Genomic DNA, 24,003 nt, shown 5'->3' on the forward strand with positions numbered 1-24,003 from the left:
AAGAAAGGAAAACTGTCATGGTCACGATTCTTCTTCTGGCTGGCACCTATGCCGGCGTTCACGCTAGCATTCGCCTCATCGGCAGCGCTGTGGCGTCGCTGGGCAACTTGCCCCGCACCAACGACGACATGGTGTTCTTCTGATGGCCGCCCGTACTGCCGTGCAGGCCACGTCGGCCTTCTACCAGGCCAGCCCTGGCATCCGCCTGTTCCGGCTTGCGCTCGGCGCGTTCGAGCGCGTGGCGCCGTCACTTGGCGTGCGGGCAGCACGCCGCCTGTTTTGCACGCCCCTGCCGCCCAAGCAAATGACGCGGCGCGCAAAGTGGGCGCAGCCGTGGCAAGCGGAGCACTGGCCGTTCGAGAACGCCAGCGTCACGCTCTATTCACCGGCCGTCGCCCCTCATGCACCGGTGGTGCTGCTCGTGCATGGCTGGGGTGGTCATGCGCGGCAGATGCTGCCCTTGGCCGAGTCGCTCGCGCAGCACGGCCTGCGGCCCGTGTTGCTTGAACTGCCGGCCCACGGCCACAGCGCAGGCTCAACGAGTTCGCTGCCCCAATTCGCGCGGGCCATCGAGTACGTCGCGGCCAGGCTGGTGCAGCAGGGCCACACGATTCGCGCTGTCGTCGCCCATTCGCTCGCAGCCAATGCAGCCGCTTATGCAGCCAGCCGTGGCATGCAGGCGCAACGGCTCGTGCTGCTCGCGCCGCCAGCTTCACCGCGCGAATACACGCGGTACTTTGCAAAGGTGTTCGGCTTGTCCGAGATGACTCGCATGGCGATGCAAAAGCGCATCGAGTCGGCCGAGGGCGCGTTGATGCAACTGTTCGAACCCGATGCGGTGGGCCCGCGCATTCGGGTGCCGACACTCATCGTCCACGACAGTGACGACAGCATCAATTCGTTCTCTGACGGCCAGGCGTATGCCCACGCGATCCACGGCTCACGCTTCGTGGCCACCGAGGGCCTCGGTCACCGCAAGATCCTGAAAGACGCGAAGGTGCTGGGAGAGGTCGCGATCTTCACAGCCTGAGCGCAACACACGCTGCGCCTTGTAGCCAGCGCGCATTCCACCTAGCATCGGCGCACTTTCACAAGAAGGAGCGAGCGATGGGAATGTTCAACTGGACGGAGAAGTCGGCCGATGTGCTGCGCCAGGGCGGCGTCATTGCACCCGATGAGCGCCTGCCCTGGCCGCAAACAGCGGTGATGGGCGTGCAGCACGTGATTGCGATGTTTGGCGCCACCGTGCTTGCGCCGATTCTCATGGGATTTGATCCCAACATCGCGATCCTGATGAGCGGCATCGGCACGCTGATCTTCTTCGTGGTCACGGGCGGCAAAGTGCCGAGCTACCTCGGGTCGAGCTTCGCTTTCATCGGTGTGGTGATCGCCGCGACCGCTTATGGCGGCAAAGCGCCCAACGCAAACATCGGCGTCGCGCTCGGCGGCATCATCGCGTGCGGCGTGGCGTACACCGTCATTGGCGCCATCGTGCAGGCTGTGGGTACGGCGTGGGTCGAGAAGCTGATGCCGCCTGTGGTCACCGGCGCAGTCGTCGCCGTGATCGGCCTGAACCTCGCGGGCATCCCGGTCAAGAACATGGCCGCGAGCAACTTCGATTCGTGGATGCAGGCCGTGACATTCGTGAGCGTGGCCGTGGTCGCGGTATTCACGCGCGGCATGGTGCAGCGGCTCTTGATCCTGGTGGGCCTGGTCGTCGCGAGCGTCATTTACGCGGTGCTCACCAACGGCATGGGCCTGGGCAAGCCGATGGACTTGTCGGGCATCGCGAACGCCGCCTGGTTCGGCGCACCGGCGTTTGCGAGCCCGGTGTTCGACGCCAACGCCATGCTGCTGATTGCGCCCGTCGCGATCATCCTCGTCGCGGAGAACCTCGGCCACATCAAGGCCGTGACAGCGATGACGGGCCGCAACCTCGACACGTACATCGGCCGCGCGTTCATCGGCGACGGCGTGGCCACCATCGTGAGCGGTGCGTCGGGCGGCACAGGTGTGACGACCTACGCCGAGAACATCGGTGTGATGGCTGCGACCAAGATTTATTCAACGGCGGTGTTCCTGTTCGCCGCAATGCTCGCCGTGCTGCTCGGCTTCTCGCCGAAGTTCGGCGCGGTGATCCAGGCGATTCCGCTGCCGGTGATGGGCGGCGTGTCGATCGTGGTGTTCGGCCTGATCGCAGTGGCCGGCGCAAAGATCTGGGTGGACAACCGTGTTGATTTTTCGCAGAACAAAAACCTGATCGTCGCGGCCATCACGCTGGTGCTGGGCACGGGTGACTTCACGCTGAAGTTCGGCTCGGGGCCACAAGCATTTGCGCTGGGCGGCATCGGCACTGCTACGTTTGGTGCGATCCTGCTGTACGCGCTGCTCAACCGCGGCGGTGAGGCGCCAGCCAGCCGCGCGAGTTGATGCCACGACTCGTTGAGTCGATGACTGCTCCCGTCGGGCCGCACGCAACAAACGGCAGCTCGCCGGGCTATCGCGCCGACATCGACGGCCTGCGCGCCATCGCCGTGCTGGCCGTCGTGCTGTATCACGCTGGCGCCGACTGGCTACCCGGCGGCTTCCTCGGCGTGGACATCTTCTTCGTGATCTCCGGCTTTGTGATCACGACGCTGCTGCGCGCTCAGCTCGCTGCGGGCGCCTTCACGCTGGCGGGGTTCTACGACCGGCGGATTCGCCGCATCCTTCCCGCGCTGCTCGTCGTGCTGGCGGTCACCGGCGCAGTGGCATGGGTTGTTTTGCCGCCGCCGGACATCGCGAAGCTGGGCCAGGGCACGGCGGCAGCAGCCTTGTTCGTTTTCAACCTGTACATGGTGACGGCGCGCGAGGGCTACTTCTCTGGCGCCGCGCAGGCAGACCCGGTGCAGCACACCTGGTCGCTCGCCGTCGAAGGGCAGTTCTATTTGCTGTTCCCGCTGCTGTTGCTGGCCTGCAGAAAGTGGACGCGCGCACAACAGGTATTGCTGCTCACCAGCCTGATGGCGCTGAGTGCGATGGGCGCCGTCGCGCTTGCAGGCTACAGCCCCAACACCGCGTTTTATTTCAGCGGCGCACGTGCGTGGGAGTTGCTGCTCGGATCGTTGCTCGCGTTCTACGAGGCTCCCGCCGCGCGCTGGCGCTGGCTGCAGGAGGCTGCGGGCCTCGCGGGCCTGGCGCTGATCGCGTTCGGCCTGGCGTCGGATACCGAAGTCGGCTCTGTACAAGGTGCGCTCATGCCCTGTGTGGGCGCCGCGCTCGTGATCTGGTGCGGGTCGCGCTCGCGCGCCGCCGCCACACGCTTGCTCGCCTTCAAGCCGCTCGTGGGCGTGGGCCTCGTGTCGTACTCGCTCTATCTCTGGCACTGGCCGCTGGTGGTGTTCTACGGCGCGATGTTTCCCTTCGAGCCGTTGCCTGCCGCGGCGATCATCGCTGCCTCTCTGCTGATGGCAGTGCTCTCATGGCGATTCATCGAGACGCCGCTGCGCCGCTCGACAGCCCGCAGCGCGCAGGCGTATCGCTGGGCTGCAGGCACGACGGCCGCAGTCCTCGCCTGCGCAGTGGTGCTCATCGGCACTGCAGGCGGCGACTGGCGCATTTCGCCCTATGCCCGATGGCTCTACACACTTGGCGACTACCCCACGGCGCAGGTCTACCGGGACGACACGTGTTTTCTCGTGCCCCGGCGCCAGCAGCTGCAGCACCTCGATCGTGACAAGTGCCTCGCCCGCGCGCCAGGCAAACCCAACTACCTGTTGATCGGTGACAGCCATGCCGCGCACCTGTGGTCTGGCCTGTCACGGGCATTTCCAGACGCCACGATCCAGCAGGTGACGGCGGCAGGGTGCAGGCCGTTCAAATCGGTCGATGCCAGCCCAGACTGCCGTGCGCTGGCAGACGAAGTGCTGGACCACATCATCCCGGCGGGCAATTTCGATGCGGTTGTGCTGTCGGCCCGTTGGGCGGCTGATGACATCGAGCCGTTGCGCAAGACCGTCGCGGCACTGCTGCCGCACACCCGCGCTGTCATCGTGGTCGGCCCGATCGCGCAGTACCGCATGCCGTTGCCGCGCGTACTCGCGCTGGCCGAAAGCCGCAACGATGCTTCGCTGGTTGCGCGCGCTCGCCTCGACGGGCGCGAACAGCTCGACCGTGCGATCGCCTCTGCGCTGGGCGCGAGCGGCGCTGTGTACTTGTCTGCCTATCGCGCGTTGTGCGCAACGGCCTCGGGCGAGTGCATCACGACTGCGACGGCAAACCGCGTGCCCGTCCAGTTCGATGACGCGCACCTCACCGCAGAAGGCTCCGTGCTCCTGGCCAGCCGGCTGCGCGACGCCAACCCCGCCGCGTGGCCGCGCGTCAGGCAATGACACCCGTCGCCTCCTAGAATGGCCCGATGCGAATCTGGAAAAAACCCGTCTCTGTTGAGCATCTGGCCGCGGCCCACAAGGGCACGGCCCCCGAGCATCTGGGCATGGAGTTCCTGGAAGTCGGCGACGACTTCATCCGCGCGCGCATCCCCGTCGACAACCGCACCAAACAGCCTTACGGGCTGCTGCACGGCGGCGTGTCGGTGGTGCTGGCGGAAACGCTGGGTTCGTGCGGTGGCATGTATGCATGCCCCGAGGGCTTTCGCGTCGTGGGGCTGGACATCAACGCCAACCACCTGCGCGGCGCCACGCAGGGCTGGGTCACGGGCATCACGCGGCCGATCCACATCGGTCGCAGCACGCAGGTCTGGCAGATCGACATGGTCGATGACGAAGGCCGGCCGACCTGCGTGTCACGACTGACGCTGGCCGTGTTGCAGGTTCCGTGACCGGTCGAGCCGCTATTCCTTGCGGGCCAGCCGTTCGCTCTTCCAGTACACATCGTCGCCGCCGTTCATACGGTTGCACACGCGCGCCAGCACGAACATCAAATCGCTCAGCCGGTTGAGATACTGGCGCGGCGTTTCACGCAGTGTTTCGACGGCGCCCAGCGCCACCACCGCCCGCTCGGCGCGCCGCACCACCGTGCGGCACACATGCGCCTGTGACGCCGCCCGGCTGCCCGCGGGCAAGATGAACTCTTCCAGCTTGGGCAATTGGCAGTTGTAGTGCTCGAGCGCTTCGTCGAGCGCTGCCACGGCCTCTGGCTTGAGCAATTCAAACCCGGGAATGGACAACTCGCCGCCCAGATTGAAGAGCTGGTGCTGCACCTCCACCAGCAACTCCCGCATGGCGGGCGGCAGCTCTTCGCACAGCAGCACGCCCAGGTGTGAATTGAGCTCATCCACATCGCCCATGGCGTGCACGCGCAGGCTGTCTTTCGATGTGCGCGTGTTGTCGCCCAGGCCCGTGGTGCCGTCGTCGCCGGTGCGCGTGGCTATCTGTGTCAGTCGCTTGCCCATGATCGCTCTCGCTGGTGAACTGCCGCAATTGTGCGGCACGTCGTAGCGGCACGCTGGCGCGTCGCCATAGGGCTGCAAGGGGCAAGCCTGCCGCATGGTGCGAAACAGCGCCTGCGCTTAAACTGGGGCGCTGCCCCGGAGACAAGCATGAACGCGCCCACGCCCCACTCGCATCTCGTTCCTGAAATCAACCAGCGGGATGTACCCGAAGCGCTGCTCGCCGCGCTGAAGTCGCGCTTTGGCGCGAACTGCTCGACAGCGCTCGCCGTGCGTGAGCAGCACGGACGTGACGAGTCCTCTTTCGTCGCGCCACCGCCGGCGGCGGTCGTGTTCGCCGAGAGCACGCAGGACGTCGCGGATGCCGTGAAGCTTGCAAGCGACTTTTCAACGCCCGTCATTCCCTTTGGCATTGGCTCATCGCTCGAAGGCCACCTGCTCGCCGTGCAGGGCGGCATCAGCATCGACGTCTCGCGCATGAACAAGGTGCTCGCGATCAACGCCGAGGATCTCACTGTGACGGTGCAGCCCGGTGTCACCCGCAAGCAGCTGAACGAGGCCGTGAAGAGCACGGGCCTGTTCTTCCCGATCGATCCCGGCGCCGACGCCTCCATTGGCGGCATGAGCGCCACACGTGCCAGCGGCACGAATGCCGTGCGCTACGGCACGATGCGCGAGAACGTGCTCGCGCTTGAAGTCGTGACAGCCAGCGGCGAAGTGATCCGCACCGGCACGCGCGCCAAGAAATCCAGCGCCGGCTATGACCTGACGCGGCTCATGGTGGGCAGTGAAGGCACGCTCGGCGTGATCACCGAAGTCACCGTTCGCCTGTATCCGCTGCCCGAAGCGATTTCAGCCGCCATCTGCTCGTTCCCGAGCATCGAGGCCGCTGTTCGCACCACGATCCAGGTGATCCAGCTGGGCGTGCTGATCGCGCGCGTTGAGCTGATCGACCACAACACCGTGCGGATGGTGAATGCGCACAGCAAGCTCGGCCTGCGCGAAGAGCCAATGCTGCTAATGGAATTCCACGGCTCGCCTGCAGGTGTGAAAGAGCAGGCCGAGACGGTGCAGGAGATCGCATCCGAATTCGGCGGAACGGCCTTCGAATGGGCGACCACGCCGGAAGAGCGCACACGCTTGTGGACGGCGCGGCACAACGCGTACTTCGCTGCGATCCAGTCACGCCCCGGCTGCCGCGCGATCTCCACTGATACGTGTGTGCCGATCTCCCGCCTGGCCGACTGCCTGCTCGACTCGGTGAAAGAAGCCGACGCGAGCGGCCTGCCCTACTTCCTCGTGGGCCACGTGGGTGACGGCAACTTCCACTTCGGCTACCTGCTCGACCCGAACGATCCGAAGGAGCGCGAAGTGGCCGAGCAGCTCAACCATCAGCTGGTGGCTCGTGCGCTCGCGCTCGAAGGCACCTGTACCGGCGAGCACGGCGTGGGCCTGCACAAGATGGAATTCCTCGTGACCGAAGCTGGCGTCGGCGCGGTGGACATGATGCGCACGATCAAGCGCGCGCTCGATCCGAAGAACATCATGAATCCCGGCAAGATATTCGCGATGTAGTTCACACATCGGGACGCTGGCCCCCGCATTCGCGGGGTGTCACCAAAGGCGCCGCACCCTTAGCCTGAACGCTCCATCAACCTTGGAGAGTTGTGCCATGCGGTCTGTAGTTCGACGCCCCTTCCTGCTTTTGTCTGCGGCCATTGCCGCCAGTGCGCTCATCGTTGCTTGCGGCGGTGGCGGTGGTGGAGGCACAGTAACGCCCACGACCATCAGTGGCTCGGTGGTGAAAGGTCCCGTGAGCGCTGCCAACGTGTGCGCGTACAAGGCAGTTGCCGGCGGCAAGGGTGACCAGCTCGCTTGCACCACCACCAACGCGTCGGGCGCTTACAGCTTCGACATCCAGTACACGGGCGATGTGGTCATTGAAGCGTCGGGCGGCACGTATGTTGATGAAGCAACGCATGTCAGCACCGCGCTCTCCACGCCGCTGCAAGTCGTGATCGCCAGCTCCGGCGGCACAGCCACTGGCATCGTGACGCCGTTGACCTCCGTCGCATACAGCATGGCCAAGGGCATGTCGGGCGGCGTGAGCAGCGCAAACTTCTCCACGGCGGCCACCAATGTGGCAACGCAATTCCAGCTGGGCTCCATCAACATCGCGACGACGGCGCCGACCATTGGCTCGTCAGCCAACGTGTACGGCAAGGCGCTGCAGGCGTTCTCGCAGTTCGTTGCAGCAGGCGGCTCGTTCTCTGCGTTCGTGACGTGGACCAACCCGGCGAGCTTCCAGTCAGCATATTCGTCGGCTTATGTGGTGATCAACGGCAACTCGATCACCTTCACCTTCACCGGCACGGGCATCAACCCCGGCGGCGGCAGCACTGAGTCGTGCGGCATCACCGTGGCAGGCTCGGGCACGGTGTCGGCCAATGGCGGCTCGTTCCCGTTCACGCTGCCGCCCACGAAGGTCTGCGTCACGGGCCTGCCGACAGGTGCCTGCTCTGCAGGCAACTCGCAGCTGCAATCACTGGCTTCCAGTGGCGCGACACCTGCTGGCAACTACTCGATCAGCTACACGTACGCCTATGCACCGAACGACTGTGCCGGCGCACTGGTGACGGTGAACTACCAGTAACGTGAGTGGATGCTGAAGGGCGCTCAGCCCTTCAGCCGTTCGAGGAGCCCGTTCAGCTCCTCGAGCGATCCGAACTGGATCGCGACCTCCCCCATCTCCTCGAAGCGCCCATGGCGCTTCACACGTTTTTTCACGCGTACATCGACTTCAGCGGTGAGCAGGTCGGAGAGTTCTTCTTCGAGCCGGCGCAAGTCGCGCGACTTCTCTTTCTTGGGCTTGGGCGACACGAGGTTGAACTCGGCGCCGAGCTTCTTGACCAGGCCTTCTGCTTCCCGCACCGACAACTTCTTTGCCGTGATCTGGTTGGCCGCGGTGATCTGCGTGGCGCGCTCCAGCGCGAGCAACGCGCGTGCATGGCCCATGTCAAGGTCGCCTGCCATCAGCATCGTCTGTACAGGCTCGGCGAGGTTGAGCAGACGCAGCAGGTTGCTCGCCGCGCTGCGCGAACGCCCGACGGCCTGCGCCGCCTGTTCATGCGTGAGGCCGAATTCCTTGACGAGGCGCTGCAGGCCATGCGCCTCCTCCAGCGGATTGAGGTCTTCGCGCTGGATGTTCTCGATGAGCGACATGGCCGCTGCGGCTTCGTCTGGCACGTCGCGCACCAGCACAGGCACGCTGTCGAGGCCGGCGAGTTTGGCCGCGCGGAACCTGCGCTCGCCAGCGATGATCTCGTACTTGCCGGCCGTGGGCCCATGCGACATCTTGCGCACAAGAATCGGCTGCATGATGCCCTGCGCCTTGATGCTCTCGGCAAGCTCATAGAGCGCGCCCTCGTCCATGCGCGTGCGAGGCTGGTAGGTGCCCGGCACCATGTCGGCCAGCAGCAGCGATGCAGGCAGGCCGGGGTTGCCGGCATTGGATTCCTGCTGGGCTGACTCAGTGGCCGTGGGGCCAAGCAGTGCTTCTAGTCCGCGGCCGAGGCCTTTTGGTTTTTTGGTGGCCATGGGGCAATCAGTTTTTCATAAGGTCTTGCAACAGCACGTGGCCCTCGGGCCAGCTGGCCAGCCCGGAGTCGCCATTGATGTGGCCACAGTCGCCGTAGTCCATGAACTGCGAACCCCAGGCGTGTGCGAACAATTGCGCGCGCTCGAACTGGCAGTACGGGTCATTGCGGCTCGCGAGAAGCACACTCGGGAAGGCCAGCGCGCTCAGGTCTATCGGCGACCAGCTCGGCAGCTGGTCGCGCACTTCGGGGCGCTCGATGTCGCCTGGCGCCACGAGCAGCGCGGCCTTCACGCGATGGGTGTTCATGGATCGCCGGGACCACGCGGCTGCCAGGATGCAGCCGAGGCTGTGGGCGACGAGCACGACAGGTTCGTCGCGCGACAGGATCACTTCTTCCATGCGCGCGAGCCAGTCCCCGCGCAGCGGCTTGTCCCAGTCATGCTGCTCGACGCGCACGTAGCCGTGACGCTGCTCCCACAGCGTCTGCCAATGGTCGGGGCCGCTGTTGAACCAGCCCGGCAGGATGAGGACGTTGGACGGCTTCATGCTCTATTTTCGATAGCGTTATATGCATATAGGAAGTGCCTTCGGGGCGATCAGGCTATTTCATCGACTGGATACGCTCAACCATCTCGCGCGCGAATTCGACATAGGCGAGGCTGCCACGGGCATTGGCGTCGAACACGACGCCGGGCAAGCCGTAGCTGGGCGCTTCGGCAAGGCGGACGTTGCGCGGAATCACTGTGTTGAAGACCTTGTCGCCGAAGTGCGACTTGAGTTGGTCGCTCACCTGCTGCTGCAGCGTGATGCGCGGGTCGAACATCACTCGCAGCAGGCCGATGATCTGCAAGTCTTTGTTGAGGTTCGCGTGGACTTGCTTGATGGTGTTGACCAGGTCGGTGAGGCCTTCGAGCGCAAAGTACTCGCACTGCATCGGCACAATCACGCCGTGGGCGCAACACAGGCCATTGAGCGTGAGCATCGACAGCGAGGGCGGGCAGTCGATGAGGATGAAATCGTAGTCGGCCAGGACGGGAGCCAATGCTTGCTTCAGCCGCTGGTCACGGCGCTCAACTTCGACGAGCTCGACCTCGGCGCCAGCCAGATCGCGGTTTGCACCAATCACATCGAAGCCGCACTTCTCGCTGCGTACCCGCGCCTCTGCCACCGTGGCCGACTCAAGCAGGACGTCATAGATCGACAGTTCCAGCTTGCGCTTGTCGATGCCTGAGCCCATGGTCGCGTTGCCCTGCGGATCGAGGTCGATCATCAGCACGCGCTGGTCCACCTTGGCCAGGCCCGCTGCGAGATTGACCGTCGTCGTGGTCTTGCCAACCCCACCCTTCTGGTTGGCGATGCAGAAGATTTTTGCCGTCACTTTTGGATCGCCAGTTTGATGCCGAAGCCCAACAGGAAGGTGCCAGCGACTTTTTCAAGCACGCGGCCCACAAGCGGATTGGCTTTCATCTTTTCAGCGAGGTAGAAGGTCAGCAGCACGACGATCAGGCCGTAGAGGAATGTGAGTGTTGCGATGGTCGCGGCCATCACGCCGAAGGTCAGCATGCCCTGATGATGGGCCGGGTCAACGAACAGCGGAAAGAACGCCATGTAGAACACGATGGCTTTGGGGTTGAGCAGCGTGATCAACGCGGCCTGCTTGAAGTAGTGACGCGGCTCGATGTTCAGGATGGGCTTGGCACCGGGCTTTGCCAGGATCATCTTGATGCCGAGCCAGGCCAGGTACGCGGCGCCCAACCATTGCACGGCGTGGAAGGCCGTCGGGTACGCAAGCAGCAGTGCCGCCACACCCGCGACCGCCGCCCACATCAAGACCTGGTCTCCGGCGATCACTCCGAAGGTGGCAGCCAGACCGCCCTTGATTCCGCCCTTGCTGGTGGACGTGATGAGCGCCAGGTTCCCGGGGCCGGGAATCGCGAGAAAAATGATGATCGCGGCGACGAATGCGCCGTAGTCTGCAACGCCGAACATTGAAAAATCCCCCGGGAAGTGAAGCCGAGTTTACGTTACGGCAGCCGCGCGTTTCATCCAGATGAGGCAGCGGTCCGCATCCAGGCCCGGGACTTTGAGTTGTTCCACGTGAAACACGTCGATGCCTGCTGGCAGATTGGCGATTTCTTCAGCCGGGTGCTTGCCTTTCATGGCCAGCCAGACGCCTTCGGCAGCGAGCGTGCCGGATGAAAGCGTCACGAAATCCTGGAGGGAGGCGAATGCCCGCGACGTGACGATGTCGTAGTGACCGGCCAGCCGTTCCACCCGCTCGTGAACACCCTTCAGGTTGGAAAGCTGGAGCGAGACAGCCACCTGCTGGATGAACGCCGCCTTCTTGGCCACCGTGTCCACGCAATGAACCGTCATGTCAGGGCAGCAGATTGCGATCACCACACCAGGCAGCCCCGCTCCTGATCCAACGTCCAGCAACTTGATCGCACGGCCTTGTGCTGCAGCGCGAAGCGGCGCGATCACCGCCAGGCTGTCCAGCAAGTGATGGGTCAGCATCTCGGATGGCTGACGCACCGCCGTCAGGTTGTAAACCTTGCCCCACTTGGCGATGAGATCGATGTACGACAGGAGCTGCGCGACTTGTTGCTCCGACAGATCAAGCCCCAGCGATTTCAGCCCGGCTTGCAATCCATCCCGCAGCCCGCCGCCCAGACTGGCGCCCGTCGAGTCAGTCATGCCGCAGGCACGTCTTCCGTTTGCACCGCGGGCGAGAAGCCAGCTGCCCTGCGCTTCTTCAAATGCACCAGCAGCAAGGAGATCGCAGCGGGCGTTACACCGGAAATCCGCGACGCCAGCCCCAGCGTTTCCGGCCGCTGCTTGTCCAGCTTCTGGCGGATCTCAATGGAAAGCGCCGGGATCGACAGGTAGTCCAGGTCAGCAGGCAGCCGCAGGTTTTCGTAGTGCGCCGACCGTTCGACTTCGCCCTTCTGTCGCTCGATGTAGCCCGAGTACTTGGCTGCGATCTCAAGCTGCTCCACGACGGGATCAAACAACTCACCCAAAGCGGCCGGCGAAACGTCGGCATCGGCAAACTTGCCCTCGTCCAGCGACATGAGTGCGGCGTACGAAACGCCGGGCCGGCGCAGAAGGTCAGCCAGGTTGTATTCGTGGTCAATCGCCTTGCCCAGCACACGCTCGGACTCGGCATCGGCCAGGTTGCGCGGGCTCACCCAGATCGACCGCAGCCGTTCTGTTTCACGTGAAACAGCATCCTGCTTCCGGCTGAACGCCGCCCACCGGGCGTCATCGATCAGCCCCAACTTGCGGCCTGTCTCCGTCAGTCGCATGTCTGCGTTGTCTTCGCGCAGCTGCAGCCGGAACTCGGCACGGCTGGTGAACATGCGGTAAGGCTCAGTCACACCCTTGCTGATGAGGTCGTCCACCAGAACGCCGAGGTAAGCCTCGTCACGACGCGGCAACCACGCCGCCTCGTCACGGCACAGCAGTGCCGCATTGAGACCGGCAAACAAACCTTGCGCCGCCGCCTCTTCATAGCCCGTCGTCCCGTTGATCTGCCCGGCAAAGAAGAGCCCAGCGATCGACTTGGTCTCGAAGCTCGCCTTGAGCGAGCGCGGATCGAAGTAGTCGTATTCGATGGCGTAGCCCGGCCGCAGGATGTGCGCGTTCTCCAGTCCGGCCATCGAACGCACCAGCTCATACTGGATGTCGAACGGCAGGCTCGTCGAAATCCCATTCGGGTAATACTCGTTGGTCGTCAGGCCTTCAGGCTCCAGGAAGATCTGGTGGCTTTCCTTGTCGGCAAACCGATTGACCTTGTCTTCCACGCTCGGGCAGTAACGCGGCCCGACGCCCTCGATCTTTCCGGTGAACATCGGGCTGCGGTCGAAACCGGAGCGGATGATCTCGTGCGTCCGCGCATTGGTATGCGTGACCCAGCACGACACCTGGCGGGGATGCATCGCGGCATTGCCCATAAAGCTGAAGACCGGCACCGGGTCCAGGTCGCCCGGCTGCTCTTCGCATTTCGAAAAGTCGATCGTCCGGCCATCCAGCCGCGGCGGCGTGCCGGTTTTCAGGCGCGCCTGCGGAAGCTTCAGCTCCTTCAGCCGCGCCGACAACGAGATCGCCGGCGGGTCGCCCGCCCGCCCCGCCTGGTAGTTGTTGAGCCCGACGTGGATGCGCCCGTCGAGGAACGTTCCGGCCGTCAGCACCACGGCCCGCGCTGTAAAGCGAATGCCCACTTGCGTCACAGCCCCCGTCACACGGTCACCTTCAATCATCAGGTCATCAACGGCCTGCTGGAAGATCGTGAGGTTGGGCTGGTTCTCCAGGCGCTGGCGGATGGCCGCCTTGTACAGAACACGGTCGGCCTGCGCCCGTGTTGCGCGCACGGCCGGGCCTTTCGAGCCATTGAGAATCTTGAACTGGATGCCGGCCTCATCGGTCGCGATAGCCATCGCGCCGCCCAACGCGTCCACCTCTTTGACGAGGTGCCCCTTGCCGATCCCGCCAATCGACGGGTTGCAGCTCATCTGGCCGAGCGTCTCGATGTTGTGGGTCAAGAGCAACGTCTTGCACCCCATGCGTGCCGAGGCGAGAGCGGCCTCGGTTCCGGCGTGGCCGCCGCCGACTACGATGACGTCGAATGATTGAGGGTAGAGCATGGCAGTCCTGAAGGCGGATTTTATCGGTCGGGTCGCTTCAGGCGCCGAATACCTGTGGTGGCGAAGCGAAGAAGGCATGCGCACAACCATTGCGCTCTTTCGCTCCGGCCGCCAGACCGGCACCACCTGCCTGCCCATCGAAGCCGTCCTGTTCGACCGCGAAGGCGGCGTTGCGGCGCGATGGCAGTTCGAGCTGCAACCCGAACGCGCCTGCATCATCGACAGCGGCGTGGCCGGCCCGTGGACCACCGCTGGCCCGATCAACGGCGTGCTCGCGCTGTATGTCTGCCCCGACCCCCCACAGGACCCGCGCCAGACTGACTCAACCCTGCGCCTGTATCCGCTGGTCACCTGGCGGCGCGCGGACGGCCGCATTGCCTCACTTCACAGCGACCAGGCCCTGTCGCTGGGCACCTCACAACCGCAGCGTTTCACCGAAATCGTGGTCTGCGAATCAGCGGACGAGCGCAACGCACTAATCATCGTCAACGGCGAAACACCGCAGGCTGCCGGCGCGCTCACCCTCACCGTGCACAACGCCGCGCACGAGGCTCGCAATGCGCGCTACGCACCGGCGATGGCGCCACACACCGTTCACCGGATTGTGCTGGCCGACCTGTTTGCAGACCTGCCGCACTTCGCAGGCTCCGACGCATTGCTCGTGTCCGGCACGTTCGCCTCACTCGATCTGGAAACGCGCCCCTATGTCGAAACCACCGGGCAGCGCTGGGGCCTGTATCACGCGGGGGACGTCTACAAATGGCATCCTCGCCCGTATCTCCAGCATGCGTACGTCGATGGCGAAGTGAACCCCATGGCCGTCGTCAACAACGACGTTGTCACGACATGGGTGAACCTGCTGCACTCGCATGACGGCATGGAGGACGACACGCCAGTCGATGTCCGCCTCTACGACGACACGGGGCGCTGTGTCGCCTCCCTCCCGCGATGGACGCAGGCACGCCGCCACAGACTGACCCGGTTTTGCGTCAGCGAGTTGCTGGAAGATCCGTCGCAGCCTTTCAGTGGCCACATCGCCATCACGTTCTCGCCCGAGCCGGGCCAGGACGTGCCTTACCACGTGCAGGCGCTGATGGAATACCGGTCTGCTCACGTCGTCGCCCGCGTGATGGGCTGGAGCGACGAGTGGAACTCCGACATCAAGCGCGCACGCCGCAGCCGCCTGGGACAAGCCGATGAGATCCGCGCGTACTTCATGGTGTGGAACGATGCCGAGCTGGAGTCGCTGGTCGCGATTGCCAATGCCGGCCACTCCAACTACCAGGACAGCGCGACAGCCGAGCTCACGTTGCTCGGGCCCGACGGCCCGGTGATGAAGGACACGATCAGCATCGCGCCTTACGCAAGCGCCTTCTTCGCAGTCGGCGAGCGCTTTCCCGCGTGGCACGAGCACTTGAAAGCGGGCGCAGCATTGCTCATCATCTCCAGCTGCAGCGACCTCGCCTCCATTGCCTTTACGCGCCATCGCGCAAGCGGCGCACTCGCTGCAGAGCACTTCCTTGCGCTGTGGGACTGGACTGGAACTCACTACACCGAAGCGGCCGGCAGCTGACCGCGTCATGGACAATAGGCAAGTGATACCCAGCGAACATTCATCCGACGATTACAGGCAATGGATGTGCGCGGCGCTGCGAGGCGAGCAGCCCACGTGGAACTGGCCCCATGACGCGAAGACCATCGAAGCCTTCGTCAGCATGGTCGACGTCGAAGGCATCGGCCCCCTCCTGTATCGCGCGTATTCACCTGCCTGGCCGACTGCACTGCGCGATGCGCTTCACAGGCGCGCTGCCGCAGGTGGCATGTGGGAGCTGCATCACCAGCAAGCACTCACCGCAGCCTTGAACTCACTCGCGCAGGCGCAGGTGCCCGCCATCCTGATGAAGGGCACGGCGCTGGCTTACTCTCTCTATGCAGACGCTAGCCTGCGCCCTCGAGGCGACACCGACCTCATGATTTCGCCGCACGATGGCGACAAGGCCTGCCAGGCGCTGGAGGCACACGGCTTCAAGCGTGAGAACGCGGTACGCGGCAGGTTCATCAGCTACCAGTCCAGCTTCACGACAGTCGATGCATCCGGCTTCGCTCACACGCTGGACGTGCATTGGCGCCTGAACAACTCGGAGGTACTGGCGCGCCTCTTGACGTTCGACGAACTCGCCAGCGGTGCAGCACCCCTCACGCGACTGTCTGACAAAGCCATGGCCGCATCGGCCGTTCACCTGCTGCTGGTCGCGTGCATCCATCGCTGCTCACACCGGCAGAACCCGTACTTTGTGGACGACGTCGCGCACCACACCGACAGCCGGCTGATCTGGCTCTACGACATTCACCTGCTGGCCGAGTCATTGACCATTGCCGAATGGCAATCGCTCATCGACCTGGCGCGCAGCAAAGACCTGCTGGCGATCTGCATCGAGAGCCTGCTGCTGGCGCAGCAATGCTTCGGCACGGCCTTGCCCGCGACACTCACCAAAACGCCCGCAGCAGCTGATCAGGCGGGCACGCCCTCGCGCTACCTGGAGTCCTCCAGGCTGCGGCAGCAATGGATGGATTTCGTCGCATTGCGCAACCCTCTGCACCAGTTGCAATTCATCCGCGAGCTGGCCTTTCCGCCAGCGGCATACATGCGCGCGAAGTACGCAGACGAGTCACCTGCCGCCCTTGCCTGGCTTCCGTGGCTCTACGCGCGGCGAGCCGTGCAGGGCATCGGCAAACGATGGCTCGGAATGGATTCATCGCGATGAACCTGGCCATGCTGCTCGGGTTTGCGCGCCCGCATCGCGGCGCACTGGCGCTGTGCATCGCGCTCACGCTCGGCGACACCCTCGTGGCGCTCGCCATTCCGTGGCTGGGCGGCAGCTTCATTGCGGGGATTCTCGCCACGCAGCACCGGGTGTCGGCAACTATCCTGCTCGCCCTGCTCGGGCTGCTGGCCGTTCAGGCGGCACTCAAGTTTGCGAACAGCTACGTCGCGGGCCGGACCACGGCGCATGTGCTGGCGGACCTGCGAGTGCGCGTCTATGAGCATCTGCAATCGCTTCCGCTTTCGTTTCACCAGCAGCGCTCACATGGAGACCTGGTCGCGCTGCTCACGCATGAAGTAGGACAACTCGGGCAGTTCATCACCGGCACGCTGCTGTCCATTCCCTCCCTGCTGCTCGCTGTGGCTGGCTCCCTCATCATCATGCTCAGGATCGACGCGAGCCTCGCCCTGATCGTGGCGTTGCTGGTGCCCGTGTTCTACCTCACGCTGAAAATTCTTGGCCGGCGCCTTCGGCCGCTCGCGCAAGACCTGCAGCAGGCGGACGCGGCAGCTGTGGCTATTGCTGGCGAAAATCTGAGCATGCTGGCCGCCATCAAGGCGTTCACCCGCGAGCCGCAGGAAGTCCAGCGTTACGCCGGGCAGATTGCGAAGGTGCGGGCGCTCGGCGTGATGGAGCAACGCTACTACGCGCTGCTCGAGCCCGCCATGCAGCTGTGCGCCGCCAGTGCGATGGTCCTGCTGCTTTGGCTTGCCGGCGACCGCATTGCGACCGCCCGGATGAGCGCGCAGGAACTCGTGAGCTTCCTGCTTTATGCAGCGCTGCTGACACGGCCAGTCGGCTCACTGGCCGAGGTGTACGGCCAGACGCTGATGGCGCGCGGCACGCTGTCGCGATTGCAGAGCGTCTTCGAGGAACAAACCGAGTCATCGCGCGAAGGCGGCGCCGTGCTGGCGCCTGCCGTTGGCAACATCGTTTTCGACAACGTCACTTTCGCCTACCCGGGCCGGCCTGCTGCAGTGACGGGGCTGCATCTCGACATCCGCGCCGGCGAGACGGTTGCCATCACAGGCGAGAACGGCGCTGGCAAGAGCACGCTCGCGCATCTGCTGATGCGCCTGCACGAGCTCGACTGCGGCGCCATACGCATCGACGGCACCGACATCACACAGGTGACACTGCAAAGCTTGCGCTCGCAGATCGGCGTGGTGCCGCAGCATGTGATGCTGTTCAACGGCACGGTGCGGGACAACATCGGCTTTGGCCTGGCCGGCGCAAGCGACGAGGCCATCGAACGCGCCGCTCGCGCAGCGCAGGCGCATGAATTCATCAGCGAACTGCCGCAAGGCTATTCGAGCGTCATCGGCGACCAGGGTGTCCGCCTGTCGGGCGGGCAACGCCAGCGGCTGGCGCTGGCGCGCGCGCTGCTCAAAGACCCGCCGATCCTGATCCTCGACGAGGCCACGGCCATGTTCGACCCCGAAGGTGAGCGGCGCTTTATTGCCGACGCGAAAGAGAGCCTGGCGCACCGCACCGTCATCCTCATCACGCACCGGCCCGCCAGCCTCGCGCTGGCAGATCGCATCGTGCGCATGGAGCACGGCCGGGTCGTTGCCACCGCCATGACTGCAACGCAGCACACGCCGGGGATCGCATCATGACGATGGCCTCCAAATGGCGGCGCTGGCACGAGCTGCCCGCGCGCGAACGCATCGTGCTGGTGAAAGCGTGGCTCGGCCTGCCCGTCGCATGGCTGCTGCTGCGCGTGATGCCCTTTCCTTCGATCCAGTCGCACATCCGGAACAGGCGCGTCGATCAGGCAGCGCGCGACAGCGCCCTCGCCCCCATCGATCTGGGCCGGCTGATCGACATGGCAGCGCGGACTTCACCCGTGCCCTCGACCTGCCTCACCAAATCAGTGTTGCTGTGCTGGATGCTCCGGCGTCGCGGCGTCGCACACGAATTGATCATCGGCGTGCGCCCGGGCGAAGCTGGTTTGCAGGCACACGCATGGGTCGAATGCGAGGGCTCGCCCGTCAACGACCAGGGCGATATCTCGTCGCGGTTCCATCCGCTGCAGTACGCTGCGGGCACCGCCTCCTTGAAGGATCTGTTGTGAGCGACATGCTGGATGAACACCTGGAGTACGTGAGCGACCAGGCGCGCATGGCGCTCTTCAGGCAGGCCATCGGACGCGTCGTGAAACCCGGCGACAGCGTTGTCGATCTCGGCTGCGGCTCGGCCGTGCTGGGCCTCATGAGCCTGAAAGCTGGCGCCCGCCATGTGGACGCCATCGACTCCACCTCCGCTATCGATCTGGCGAAGGGCACGCTGCAAGGCGCAGGCTTTGCCGGTCACGCGCACTTTCATCACGCGCTGACCAGCCGCGTCGAGCTGCCGCGTGAAGCCGACGTCATCATCTGCGACCACGTCGGCTACTTCGGCTTCGACTACGGCCTCATCGAACTGCTCGCCGATGCAAGGCGGCGCTTTCTCAAGCCAGGCGGCGCTCAAGTGCCGCGTCGCCTGCGGCTTTTCCTGAGTGCGGTCGACTCAGAGGGTTGCCGCAAGGAAACCTCGGGCTGGGCCGCACCGGAAGTGCCCGCTGAATTCCACTGGGTCCGCGCGAGTGCGCTCGCCCGCGTGCATCCGATGCAGCTGAAAGCCGCCGACCTCATCGCCGCACCCGCCGCGCTGGCCGACCTGAACCTGATGGAAGACCAGCCTGATTTCATGAGCTGGACGGCGACGCTCGCCATCGAACGCGAGGGGGTGATCGACGGCCTGCTCGGCTGGTTCGAATGCGAGCTGGCGCAGGACGTGTGGATGACCAATTCACCCGTGAACGCCGCTGCGATCGCGCGGCCGCAGGCCTACCTGCCATTGAGCGAGCCGATGGAAGTGAACGTGGGCGACGTGGTGCAAGCCACCATCATGGCGCGCCCGGCGGACAACGTCGTCGTGTGGCAGGTGCAACGCCCGGGTGACGGCGCGCTGCTCTCGAATTCGACGCTCAACAGCGGCTTCGACTCGGCCGTGCACAGGCTGATGTCGCTGCGTCCTGACCATGTTCCGCAACTCAGCGCGCCGGGCCGTGCGCGCCAGATCGTGCTGGGCTATTGCGATGGAAAGCGCACGCGCGCGGAAATTCACGAGGCCGTCGCGCGCGACCATCCCCGGCTGATGCCGACACCGGCCGAGCTGTCGCGGTTCATCAACGAGGCACTGGCACAAGACGCATCGTCATGAGCGCTACCGCATGAGCGCAATAGCTGGCATCTTCAACGCCAGCGGCCGCCCGATCGAGCCCGGGCACGTCGCGCGCATGCTCGAACCCATGCGAAGGCGCGGCCCCGATGGCGCGTCCACATGGCACAGCACGACGGCCGCGATGGGGCACTGCCTGCTGCGCTCCATTCCTGTCGAGAGTGATGCCACGCAGCCGCTCGCCAGCGCTGCTGGCGATGTCGTGCTCGTGCTCGACGGCCAGGTGCATAACCGCACGCAACTCACGTCAGCCCTGCGCAGTGCAGGCGCACGCCTGCGCGATACAAGCGACGCAGAGCTTGTTCTCCACGCCTATGAAGCATGGGGGCAGGCTTGCTGCGACCGCATCATTGGCGAGTTCGCGTTCTTCATCTGGGACGGCCGCCAGCAGTTGATGTTCGGCGCACGCGACGCAGCAGGCGCGCGCCACTTCTACTATCACCGCACGCCGCAACGCCTGGCCTTCGCCTCCGAGATCAGGGGCTTGCTGGCCTTGCCGGACGTCGAGCGGCGCGTCAACTCATCGCGCATGCTCGACTTTCTGGTGGACGACTTCGATCGCGACGACGAGATCGGCACGCTCTACGAAGGCATTGATCGCCTGCCCGCCGGCCACGCGATGCAGGTAGACCGCAGCGGCATGAAGACATGGCGCTACTGGGATCCGAAAGACCTCACCGCTGCGCACTTCACGTCGCTTGAAGAGTGCACGCGCGAATTCATGGCCGTGGTCGATGTCGCGGTTGCGTCAAGGCTGCGCCACACAGGCGCCGTCGGCGCGATGCTCAGCGGCGGCATGGATTCGTCAACGATCGTGGGGCTGATCAGCGGGCGCCATCGCAGTGAACTCTGCGAGCCGCTTCGCACGTATTCGCTGGCGCTGGAAGACCGCACCGTCTGCGGTGACTGGCAAGCGGTGTCACAAATCCTGCGTCACGATCCATGGCTGCGCGCAACGGCAGTGGGGTCGCAACAGGGCGAAGCATTTGCGCACAAGCTGGATGCGGCGCTCACCGATGCGGACGAGCCCTTTGGCGTGCTGAGCGCCATGCCCTACCAGCTCCTCTTCGAGCGGGCAGCAGCCGACGGCTGCAAGCTCATCTTCGACGGCATGGCCGGAGACACCTTGTTCTACTCGCCGGAGAAAACCCTGGCGATGGCGGTGCGGCAAACGCGCCTGGACCTGGCTCCTGCGCTGGTGCGGGCCTTTCACCGGCACGAAATGTTCGGCTGGGGCGCAAAGCAGGCTGGCCGCTCGATCGCCGCCCGGCTGACGCCCGCACCGCTTCGCGCTGCGTGGCGCGCGCGCGAACGTGAGCAAAGGCTGCGCAGCGGCATGCTGGGGTTGCTGCGCCCGGGGGTCGCCGACGCACTGGTTGGTGCCCGTGAGAAGGCAAAGCGGCAGCCAGGGCCGTCGGACATCGAGCAGCACGCAGCCCTGTTCACTTCAGGCCTGCTCTCGTTCGCGCAGGAAAGAAACGGCGCAATGGCCGGGCAGTTCGGCCTTGAAACACTGTCGCCACTGGCGGACCGGCGCGTGATCGAGTTCGCGGTGCGGATGCCGCTGGCTGCCAAGCTGGCGTTGCCCTGGTACAAGCATGTGATGCGCAACGGCACCGCGGGCTTGCTGCCGGACGAGGTTCGCTGGCGGCGCAGCCTTGAAGGGCATCCGGGCTGGAACTTCTACGAACACATGCAGCGCGGTCTGCGCGCACAATGGCCCTCGGGTAGCCCACCGGCTGGGTTTTTCGAGCCTGTTGGTGCGTGGGTGGACCTCGCAGCCGTCGCGCGACTGTGGCCTGCAACCAACAACGGATTGCTCAGCCATAGCGACGATCGCGTTTTGTCTTTAGCAATTGCTGCCAAATGGTTGCGATTAAATGGCTTTTCCGGGCCTTGAACTTGCTGTACGTTGTTCGGACGAGTCAAAATAGCGATTACTGGACGTAACAAGGGTTTCGAATGAGCGCTTCAACCGACAAGGATCTGGCCAAGGCTGAAAAAAAGCCTTATTCGCCTCCACGGGTTACGGTGCTGGGCGACCTGCGGACGCTGACCCAATCGGGCTCACTGACGCCGACAGAGTCCATGACCATGATGATGAGGAAGCCCTGAGGGCCCACGACGCTGCACGCCAGCCTCAAGAGCTTCGGAGCACCGGTCCAGATCATCAGGAGCCCCTCGCCCACAGCATGTCCCGCGACACGGAATTCCCTGCCCGCGCGACGCGTATCCAGCGACCCATTCCCTCAGAACCTTTTCATAGCTGGCGCCACGTCGATGGCTCGGCTTTGTCTCACTTCTACAAGTTGGGCAGCAGCTACCTCCTGCGATTCCCGGAACTGGCCGACTTCGAAGTCTCGCCGGCTGGCAAGTGCGTGCGGGCATGGGCGACGCCGCGAACTTCTGCCGAGGTCCTGCGACACCTGTACTTGAACCAGGTTGTCCCGCTGGCCGCGAGCCGGCGTGGTGCGCTCGTCCTGCATGCCAGCGCCATCAACCTTGGCGACGGCGCCATCGCCTTCCTCGGCGCGTCCGGCAGCGGGAAATCGACCCTCGCGGCCAGCTTTGCCAGCGCCGGATACGGCTTTCTCACCGACGACGGGCTGCGGCTCGAATGGACGGGCAGCGAGTACCTCGCCGTCCCGAGCCACAGTTCCATCCGTCTTTGCGCGGACAGCCACGGCGCGATCACCGGGCGCAAACACCCCCGCGCCGCGCCCAAGGACAAACGACGCCTCACCGCAGATGTGAACCTGCCCCATTGCGATGCGGCCCGCCCGCTTGCTGCGCTGATCATGCTCGGCCGACGCGACGTGACCGAAGTTGAAATCCAGCCACTCGCTGCACGAGATGCATTGCCGCAACTGGCCGCCAACGCGTTTTTCCTGAGTACAGGCGAGCCAGCGTTGCTGCAAGCCCACTTCGAGCACCTTTGTCGCGCGGCAGAGTCGGGCATGGCCTACACACTGGATTACCCTCGAAGCTATTCCTGTCTTCCTGAGGTCCGCCAGTTGGTAGTCAAGCAATTCGGGCACGGCGCTTCCACTGGCGCGAAGCAGTATCGCCATGAGCATTGAAGGCACAGTCACCATCCCCAAGCAGGTGATGGCACGCCGCGTCGGCGAGGAAGTCGTTCTGCTCGACCTGCTGACCGGCACCTATTTCGGGCTGGACCCCGTGGGCTCGCGGGTCTGGGACCTGCTCGCAGCAGGACACTCACTGGCGCAGGTGTCAGGCGTGGTGATCGACGAATACGACGTGACCCCCGAAGCTTTCGGGAAAGACCTTGAAGCGCTGCTGCGGGACCTGCAGGCGCGCGGCCTGATCGCAATCAAAACGGCAACCTGACGATGGCATCCGAACCCAAAATCTACATCGCCGGCCACAACGGCATGGTGGGAAGCGCGATCCTGCGCACGCTCAAAGCGCAGGGCCACACTCGTTTTGCGCTCAAGCCCCGCGCCGAGCTCGACCTGACCGACCAGCGCGCCGTGATTGAGTTCTTCGAGACCGAGAGGCCCGACCAGGTGTACCTGGCCGCCGCACGGGTGGGTGGCATTCACGCCAACAGCACCTTCCCTGCCGAATTCATCTACAGCAACCTCATGGTGCAGGCCAACGTGATTCACGCGGCCTTCACCCATGGCGTGAAGAAGCTGCTGTTCCTCGGCTCGAGCTGCATCTACCCCAAGCTCGCTGCGCAGCCCATGACCGAAGACGCGCTGCTCACGGGCCCGCTCGAGCCCACGAACGAGCCGTACGCGGTGGCCAAGATCGCCGGCATCAAGCTGTGCGAGAGCTACAACCGGCAGTACGGCACCGACTACCGCAGCGTGATGCCCACCAACCTCTATGGCCCGGGCGACAACTACCACCCCGAGAACAGCCACGTGGTGCCCGCCATGCTCAGGCGCTTCCACGAAGCCAAGCTTGCCAACACGCCTGTCGTGGCCGTATGGGGCACGGGCACCCCCCGCCGCGAATTCCTCTACGTGGACGACATGGCGGCGGCGTCGGTGCATGTGATGCAACTGCCGCAGGACACATGGCAATCGTGCACATCACCCATGCAGGCGCTGCTCAACGTCGGCTACGGCAGCGACGTGAGCATTGCCGAACTCGCCCGGACAGTCGCCGATGTCGTGGGCTATCAGGGCAAGATCGAATTCGATACCACCCGCCCCGACGGTGCGCCGCGCAAGCTGATCGACAGCGCGCGGCTGCATGCGCAGGGGTGGAGGCCGAAGGTGGCACTCTCGCAGGGCCTTGCGCTTGCGTATGCCGACTTCGTCAGCAAGCAGCCTGCTGCCGTTTAAG

General features: G+C 64.6%; 24 protein-coding genes. 17 read left to right on the forward strand and 7 right to left on the reverse strand.

The genetic code is table 11. The features are described 5' to 3' along the window. The first annotated feature begins 17 nt into the window (after window positions 1-17). The 5 genes from GHT07_RS21625 to GHT07_RS05915 all read left to right on the forward strand — a co-directional run bounded on the left by GHT07_RS21625 (window position 18) and on the right by GHT07_RS05915 (window position 4,819). Entirely contained in the window at window positions 18-143 is a 126-nt protein-coding gene (locus tag GHT07_RS21625) for a hypothetical protein (protein ID WP_267237605.1), read from the forward strand. Then, a complete protein-coding gene (locus GHT07_RS05900) occupies window positions 143-1,030 on the forward strand; it encodes an alpha/beta hydrolase (protein ID WP_153584138.1) in 888 nt (295 codons plus the stop codon). Before GHT07_RS21625 ends, GHT07_RS05900 begins: the two co-directional genes overlap by 1 nt. A gap of 77 nt (window positions 1,031-1,107) precedes the next feature. After that, window positions 1,108-2,430, forward strand: a complete 1,323-nt coding sequence (locus GHT07_RS05905) for a solute carrier family 23 protein (protein ID WP_153584139.1) — start codon at window positions 1,108-1,110, stop codon at window positions 2,428-2,430. A gap of 20 nt (window positions 2,431-2,450) precedes the next feature. Beyond that, entirely contained in the window at window positions 2,451-4,370 is a 1,920-nt protein-coding gene (locus GHT07_RS05910; protein WP_194792844.1) for an acyltransferase family protein, read from the forward strand. A gap of 26 nt (window positions 4,371-4,396) precedes the next feature. Continuing rightward, entirely contained in the window at window positions 4,397-4,819 is a 423-nt protein-coding gene (locus GHT07_RS05915; protein ID WP_153584141.1) for a hotdog fold thioesterase, read from the forward strand. A 12-nt stretch (window positions 4,820-4,831) separates the two neighbouring features. On the opposite strand, the gene GHT07_RS05920 is transcribed toward GHT07_RS05915, so the two are convergent. Then, window positions 4,832-5,392 (reverse strand): cob(I)yrinic acid a,c-diamide adenosyltransferase, encoded by a 561-nt coding sequence (locus GHT07_RS05920; RefSeq protein WP_153584142.1) that lies wholly within the window; start codon window positions 5,390-5,392, stop codon window positions 4,832-4,834. Between the two features lie 147 nt (window positions 5,393-5,539). On the opposite strand from GHT07_RS05920, the gene GHT07_RS05925 reads away from it, so the two are divergent. Then, window positions 5,540-6,964, forward strand: coding sequence for an FAD-binding oxidoreductase (locus tag GHT07_RS05925; protein WP_153584143.1), 1,425 nt, complete (start codon window positions 5,540-5,542; stop codon window positions 6,962-6,964). Window positions 6,965-7,061: 97 nt separating this feature from the next. Continuing rightward, window positions 7,062-8,042 (forward strand): hypothetical protein, encoded by a 981-nt coding sequence (locus tag GHT07_RS05930; protein ID WP_153584144.1) that lies wholly within the window; start codon window positions 7,062-7,064, stop codon window positions 8,040-8,042. 23 nt (window positions 8,043-8,065) lie between these two features. Here GHT07_RS05930 and GHT07_RS05935 read toward each other — a convergent pair whose 3' ends face one another. From GHT07_RS05935 to mnmG, 6 genes are read right to left on the reverse strand one after another with little or no spacing between them, the layout of a single operon-like run. Beyond that, window positions 8,066-8,986, reverse strand: a complete 921-nt coding sequence (locus tag GHT07_RS05935; RefSeq protein ID WP_153584145.1) for a ParB/RepB/Spo0J family partition protein — start codon at window positions 8,984-8,986, stop codon at window positions 8,066-8,068. 7 nt (window positions 8,987-8,993) lie between these two features. Then, window positions 8,994-9,533 carry an RBBP9/YdeN family alpha/beta hydrolase gene (locus GHT07_RS05940; RefSeq protein ID WP_153584146.1) on the reverse strand — a complete coding sequence of 180 codons (540 nt, stop codon included), beginning with the start codon at window positions 9,531-9,533 and terminating at the stop codon, window positions 8,994-8,996. Between the two features lie 55 nt (window positions 9,534-9,588). After that, window positions 9,589-10,365, reverse strand: coding sequence for a ParA family protein (locus GHT07_RS05945; RefSeq protein WP_323740817.1), 777 nt, complete (start codon window positions 10,363-10,365; stop codon window positions 9,589-9,591). Next, window positions 10,362-10,976, reverse strand: a complete 615-nt coding sequence (locus GHT07_RS05950) for a LysE family translocator (RefSeq protein WP_153584147.1) — start codon at window positions 10,974-10,976, stop codon at window positions 10,362-10,364. The genes GHT07_RS05945 and GHT07_RS05950 overlap by 4 nt, the downstream gene beginning before the upstream one ends. A gap of 30 nt (window positions 10,977-11,006) precedes the next feature. Beyond that, on the reverse strand, window positions 11,007-11,684 hold the full coding sequence (gene rsmG, locus GHT07_RS05955; protein WP_153584148.1) for a 16S rRNA (guanine(527)-N(7))-methyltransferase RsmG: 678 nt from the start codon (window positions 11,682-11,684) through the stop codon (window positions 11,007-11,009). Further along, the gene (gene mnmG / locus GHT07_RS05960) at window positions 11,681-13,633 is read right to left on the reverse strand and encodes a tRNA uridine-5-carboxymethylaminomethyl(34) synthesis enzyme MnmG (protein WP_153584149.1); all 1,953 of its coding nucleotides are present in this window, start codon (window positions 13,631-13,633) and stop codon (window positions 11,681-11,683) included. Before mnmG ends, rsmG begins: the two co-directional genes overlap by 4 nt. Here mnmG and GHT07_RS05965 point away from each other — a divergent pair. The 10 genes from GHT07_RS05965 to fcl all read left to right on the forward strand — a co-directional run bounded on the left by GHT07_RS05965 (window position 13,632) and on the right by fcl (window position 24,002). Beyond that, on the forward strand, window positions 13,632-15,206 hold the full coding sequence (locus GHT07_RS05965; protein WP_153584150.1) for a hypothetical protein: 1,575 nt from the start codon (window positions 13,632-13,634) through the stop codon (window positions 15,204-15,206). The genes mnmG and GHT07_RS05965 overlap by 2 nt on opposite strands. Before the next feature lie 7 nt (window positions 15,207-15,213). Continuing rightward, window positions 15,214-16,398 (forward strand): nucleotidyltransferase family protein, encoded by a 1,185-nt coding sequence (locus GHT07_RS05970; protein ID WP_153584151.1) that lies wholly within the window; start codon window positions 15,214-15,216, stop codon window positions 16,396-16,398. Then, on the forward strand, window positions 16,395-18,077 hold the full coding sequence (locus GHT07_RS05975) for an ABC transporter ATP-binding protein (protein WP_194792845.1): 1,683 nt from the start codon (window positions 16,395-16,397) through the stop codon (window positions 18,075-18,077). Before GHT07_RS05970 ends, GHT07_RS05975 begins: the two co-directional genes overlap by 4 nt. Continuing rightward, on the forward strand, window positions 18,074-18,535 hold the full coding sequence (locus GHT07_RS05980; RefSeq protein ID WP_153584153.1) for a lasso peptide biosynthesis B2 protein: 462 nt from the start codon (window positions 18,074-18,076) through the stop codon (window positions 18,533-18,535). The genes GHT07_RS05975 and GHT07_RS05980 overlap by 4 nt, the downstream gene beginning before the upstream one ends. A 5-nt stretch (window positions 18,536-18,540) precedes the next feature. Continuing rightward, window positions 18,541-19,665, forward strand: a complete 1,125-nt coding sequence (locus GHT07_RS05985; protein WP_228488214.1) for a 50S ribosomal protein L11 methyltransferase — start codon at window positions 18,541-18,543, stop codon at window positions 19,663-19,665. Between the two features lie 10 nt (window positions 19,666-19,675). Next, window positions 19,676-21,583 (forward strand): asparagine synthase-related protein, encoded by a 1,908-nt coding sequence (locus GHT07_RS05990; protein WP_153584155.1) that lies wholly within the window; start codon window positions 19,676-19,678, stop codon window positions 21,581-21,583. 62 nt (window positions 21,584-21,645) lie between these two features. Then, window positions 21,646-21,798, forward strand: a complete 153-nt coding sequence (locus tag GHT07_RS05995) for a lasso RiPP family leader peptide-containing protein (protein WP_153584156.1) — start codon at window positions 21,646-21,648, stop codon at window positions 21,796-21,798. Window positions 21,799-21,875: 77 nt separating this feature from the next. Then, complete coding sequence (locus tag GHT07_RS06000; RefSeq protein WP_153584157.1) at window positions 21,876-22,763, forward strand: hypothetical protein; 888 nt, start codon at window positions 21,876-21,878, stop codon at window positions 22,761-22,763. Then, window positions 22,753-23,034 carry a PqqD family protein gene (locus GHT07_RS06005; protein ID WP_153584158.1) on the forward strand — a complete coding sequence of 94 codons (282 nt, stop codon included), beginning with the start codon at window positions 22,753-22,755 and terminating at the stop codon, window positions 23,032-23,034. The genes GHT07_RS06000 and GHT07_RS06005 overlap by 11 nt, the downstream gene beginning before the upstream one ends. Before the next feature lie 2 nt (window positions 23,035-23,036). Continuing rightward, window positions 23,037-24,002: a GDP-L-fucose synthase gene (gene fcl, locus GHT07_RS06010; RefSeq protein WP_153584159.1), complete on the forward strand. Its 966-nt coding sequence runs from the start codon at window positions 23,037-23,039 to the stop codon at window positions 24,000-24,002. Window position 24,003: the final 1 nt, after the last annotated feature.

This window comes from Caenimonas koreensis DSM 17982, from assembly GCF_009646335.1.
In the GTDB taxonomy this organism is placed as follows: Bacteria; Pseudomonadota; Gammaproteobacteria; order Burkholderiales; family Burkholderiaceae_C; genus Ramlibacter; species Ramlibacter koreensis.

Bases quoted from the DNA above. Each gene is read 5' to 3' on its own strand.
- GHT07_RS05925 (WP_153584143.1), top strand. From the start codon at position 5,540: ATGAACGCGCCCACGCCCCACTCGCATCTCGTTCCTGAAATCAACCAG.
- GHT07_RS06000 (WP_153584157.1), top strand. From the start codon at position 21,876: ATGTCCCGCGACACGGAATTCCCTGCCCGCGCGACGCGTATCCAGCGA.
- GHT07_RS05975 (WP_194792845.1), top strand. From the start codon at position 16,395: ATGAACCTGGCCATGCTGCTCGGGTTTGCGCGCCCGCATCGCGGCGCA.
- GHT07_RS05940 (WP_153584146.1), bottom strand. From the start codon at position 9,533: ATGAAGCCGTCCAACGTCCTCATCCTGCCGGGCTGGTTCAACAGCGGC.
- GHT07_RS05980 (WP_153584153.1), top strand. From the start codon at position 18,074: ATGACGATGGCCTCCAAATGGCGGCGCTGGCACGAGCTGCCCGCGCGC.
- GHT07_RS05970 (WP_153584151.1), top strand. From the start codon at position 15,214: ATGGACAATAGGCAAGTGATACCCAGCGAACATTCATCCGACGATTAC.
- GHT07_RS21625 (WP_267237605.1), top strand. From the start codon at position 18: ATGGTCACGATTCTTCTTCTGGCTGGCACCTATGCCGGCGTTCACGCT.
- GHT07_RS05915 (WP_153584141.1), top strand. From the start codon at position 4,397: ATGCGAATCTGGAAAAAACCCGTCTCTGTTGAGCATCTGGCCGCGGCC.
- GHT07_RS05905 (WP_153584139.1), top strand. From the start codon at position 1,108: ATGGGAATGTTCAACTGGACGGAGAAGTCGGCCGATGTGCTGCGCCAG.
- GHT07_RS05985 (WP_228488214.1), top strand. From the start codon at position 18,541: ATGCTGGATGAACACCTGGAGTACGTGAGCGACCAGGCGCGCATGGCG.
- GHT07_RS05900 (WP_153584138.1), top strand. From the start codon at position 143: ATGGCCGCCCGTACTGCCGTGCAGGCCACGTCGGCCTTCTACCAGGCC.
- GHT07_RS05930 (WP_153584144.1), top strand. From the start codon at position 7,062: ATGCGGTCTGTAGTTCGACGCCCCTTCCTGCTTTTGTCTGCGGCCATT.
- GHT07_RS05910 (WP_194792844.1), top strand. From the start codon at position 2,451: ATGACTGCTCCCGTCGGGCCGCACGCAACAAACGGCAGCTCGCCGGGC.
- GHT07_RS05990 (WP_153584155.1), top strand. From the start codon at position 19,676: ATGAGCGCAATAGCTGGCATCTTCAACGCCAGCGGCCGCCCGATCGAG.
- fcl (WP_153584159.1), top strand. From the start codon at position 23,037: ATGGCATCCGAACCCAAAATCTACATCGCCGGCCACAACGGCATGGTG.
- GHT07_RS06005 (WP_153584158.1), top strand. From the start codon at position 22,753: ATGAGCATTGAAGGCACAGTCACCATCCCCAAGCAGGTGATGGCACGC.
- GHT07_RS05920 (WP_153584142.1), bottom strand. From the start codon at position 5,392: ATGGGCAAGCGACTGACACAGATAGCCACGCGCACCGGCGACGACGGC.
- GHT07_RS05995 (WP_153584156.1), top strand. From the start codon at position 21,646: ATGAGCGCTTCAACCGACAAGGATCTGGCCAAGGCTGAAAAAAAGCCT.
- mnmG (WP_153584149.1), bottom strand. From the start codon at position 13,633: ATGCTCTACCCTCAATCATTCGACGTCATCGTAGTCGGCGGCGGCCAC.
- GHT07_RS05965 (WP_153584150.1), top strand. From the start codon at position 13,632: ATGGCAGTCCTGAAGGCGGATTTTATCGGTCGGGTCGCTTCAGGCGCC.
- GHT07_RS05950 (WP_153584147.1), bottom strand. From the start codon at position 10,976: ATGTTCGGCGTTGCAGACTACGGCGCATTCGTCGCCGCGATCATCATT.
- rsmG (WP_153584148.1), bottom strand. From the start codon at position 11,684: ATGACTGACTCGACGGGCGCCAGTCTGGGCGGCGGGCTGCGGGATGGA.
- GHT07_RS05935 (WP_153584145.1), bottom strand. From the start codon at position 8,986: ATGGCCACCAAAAAACCAAAAGGCCTCGGCCGCGGACTAGAAGCACTG.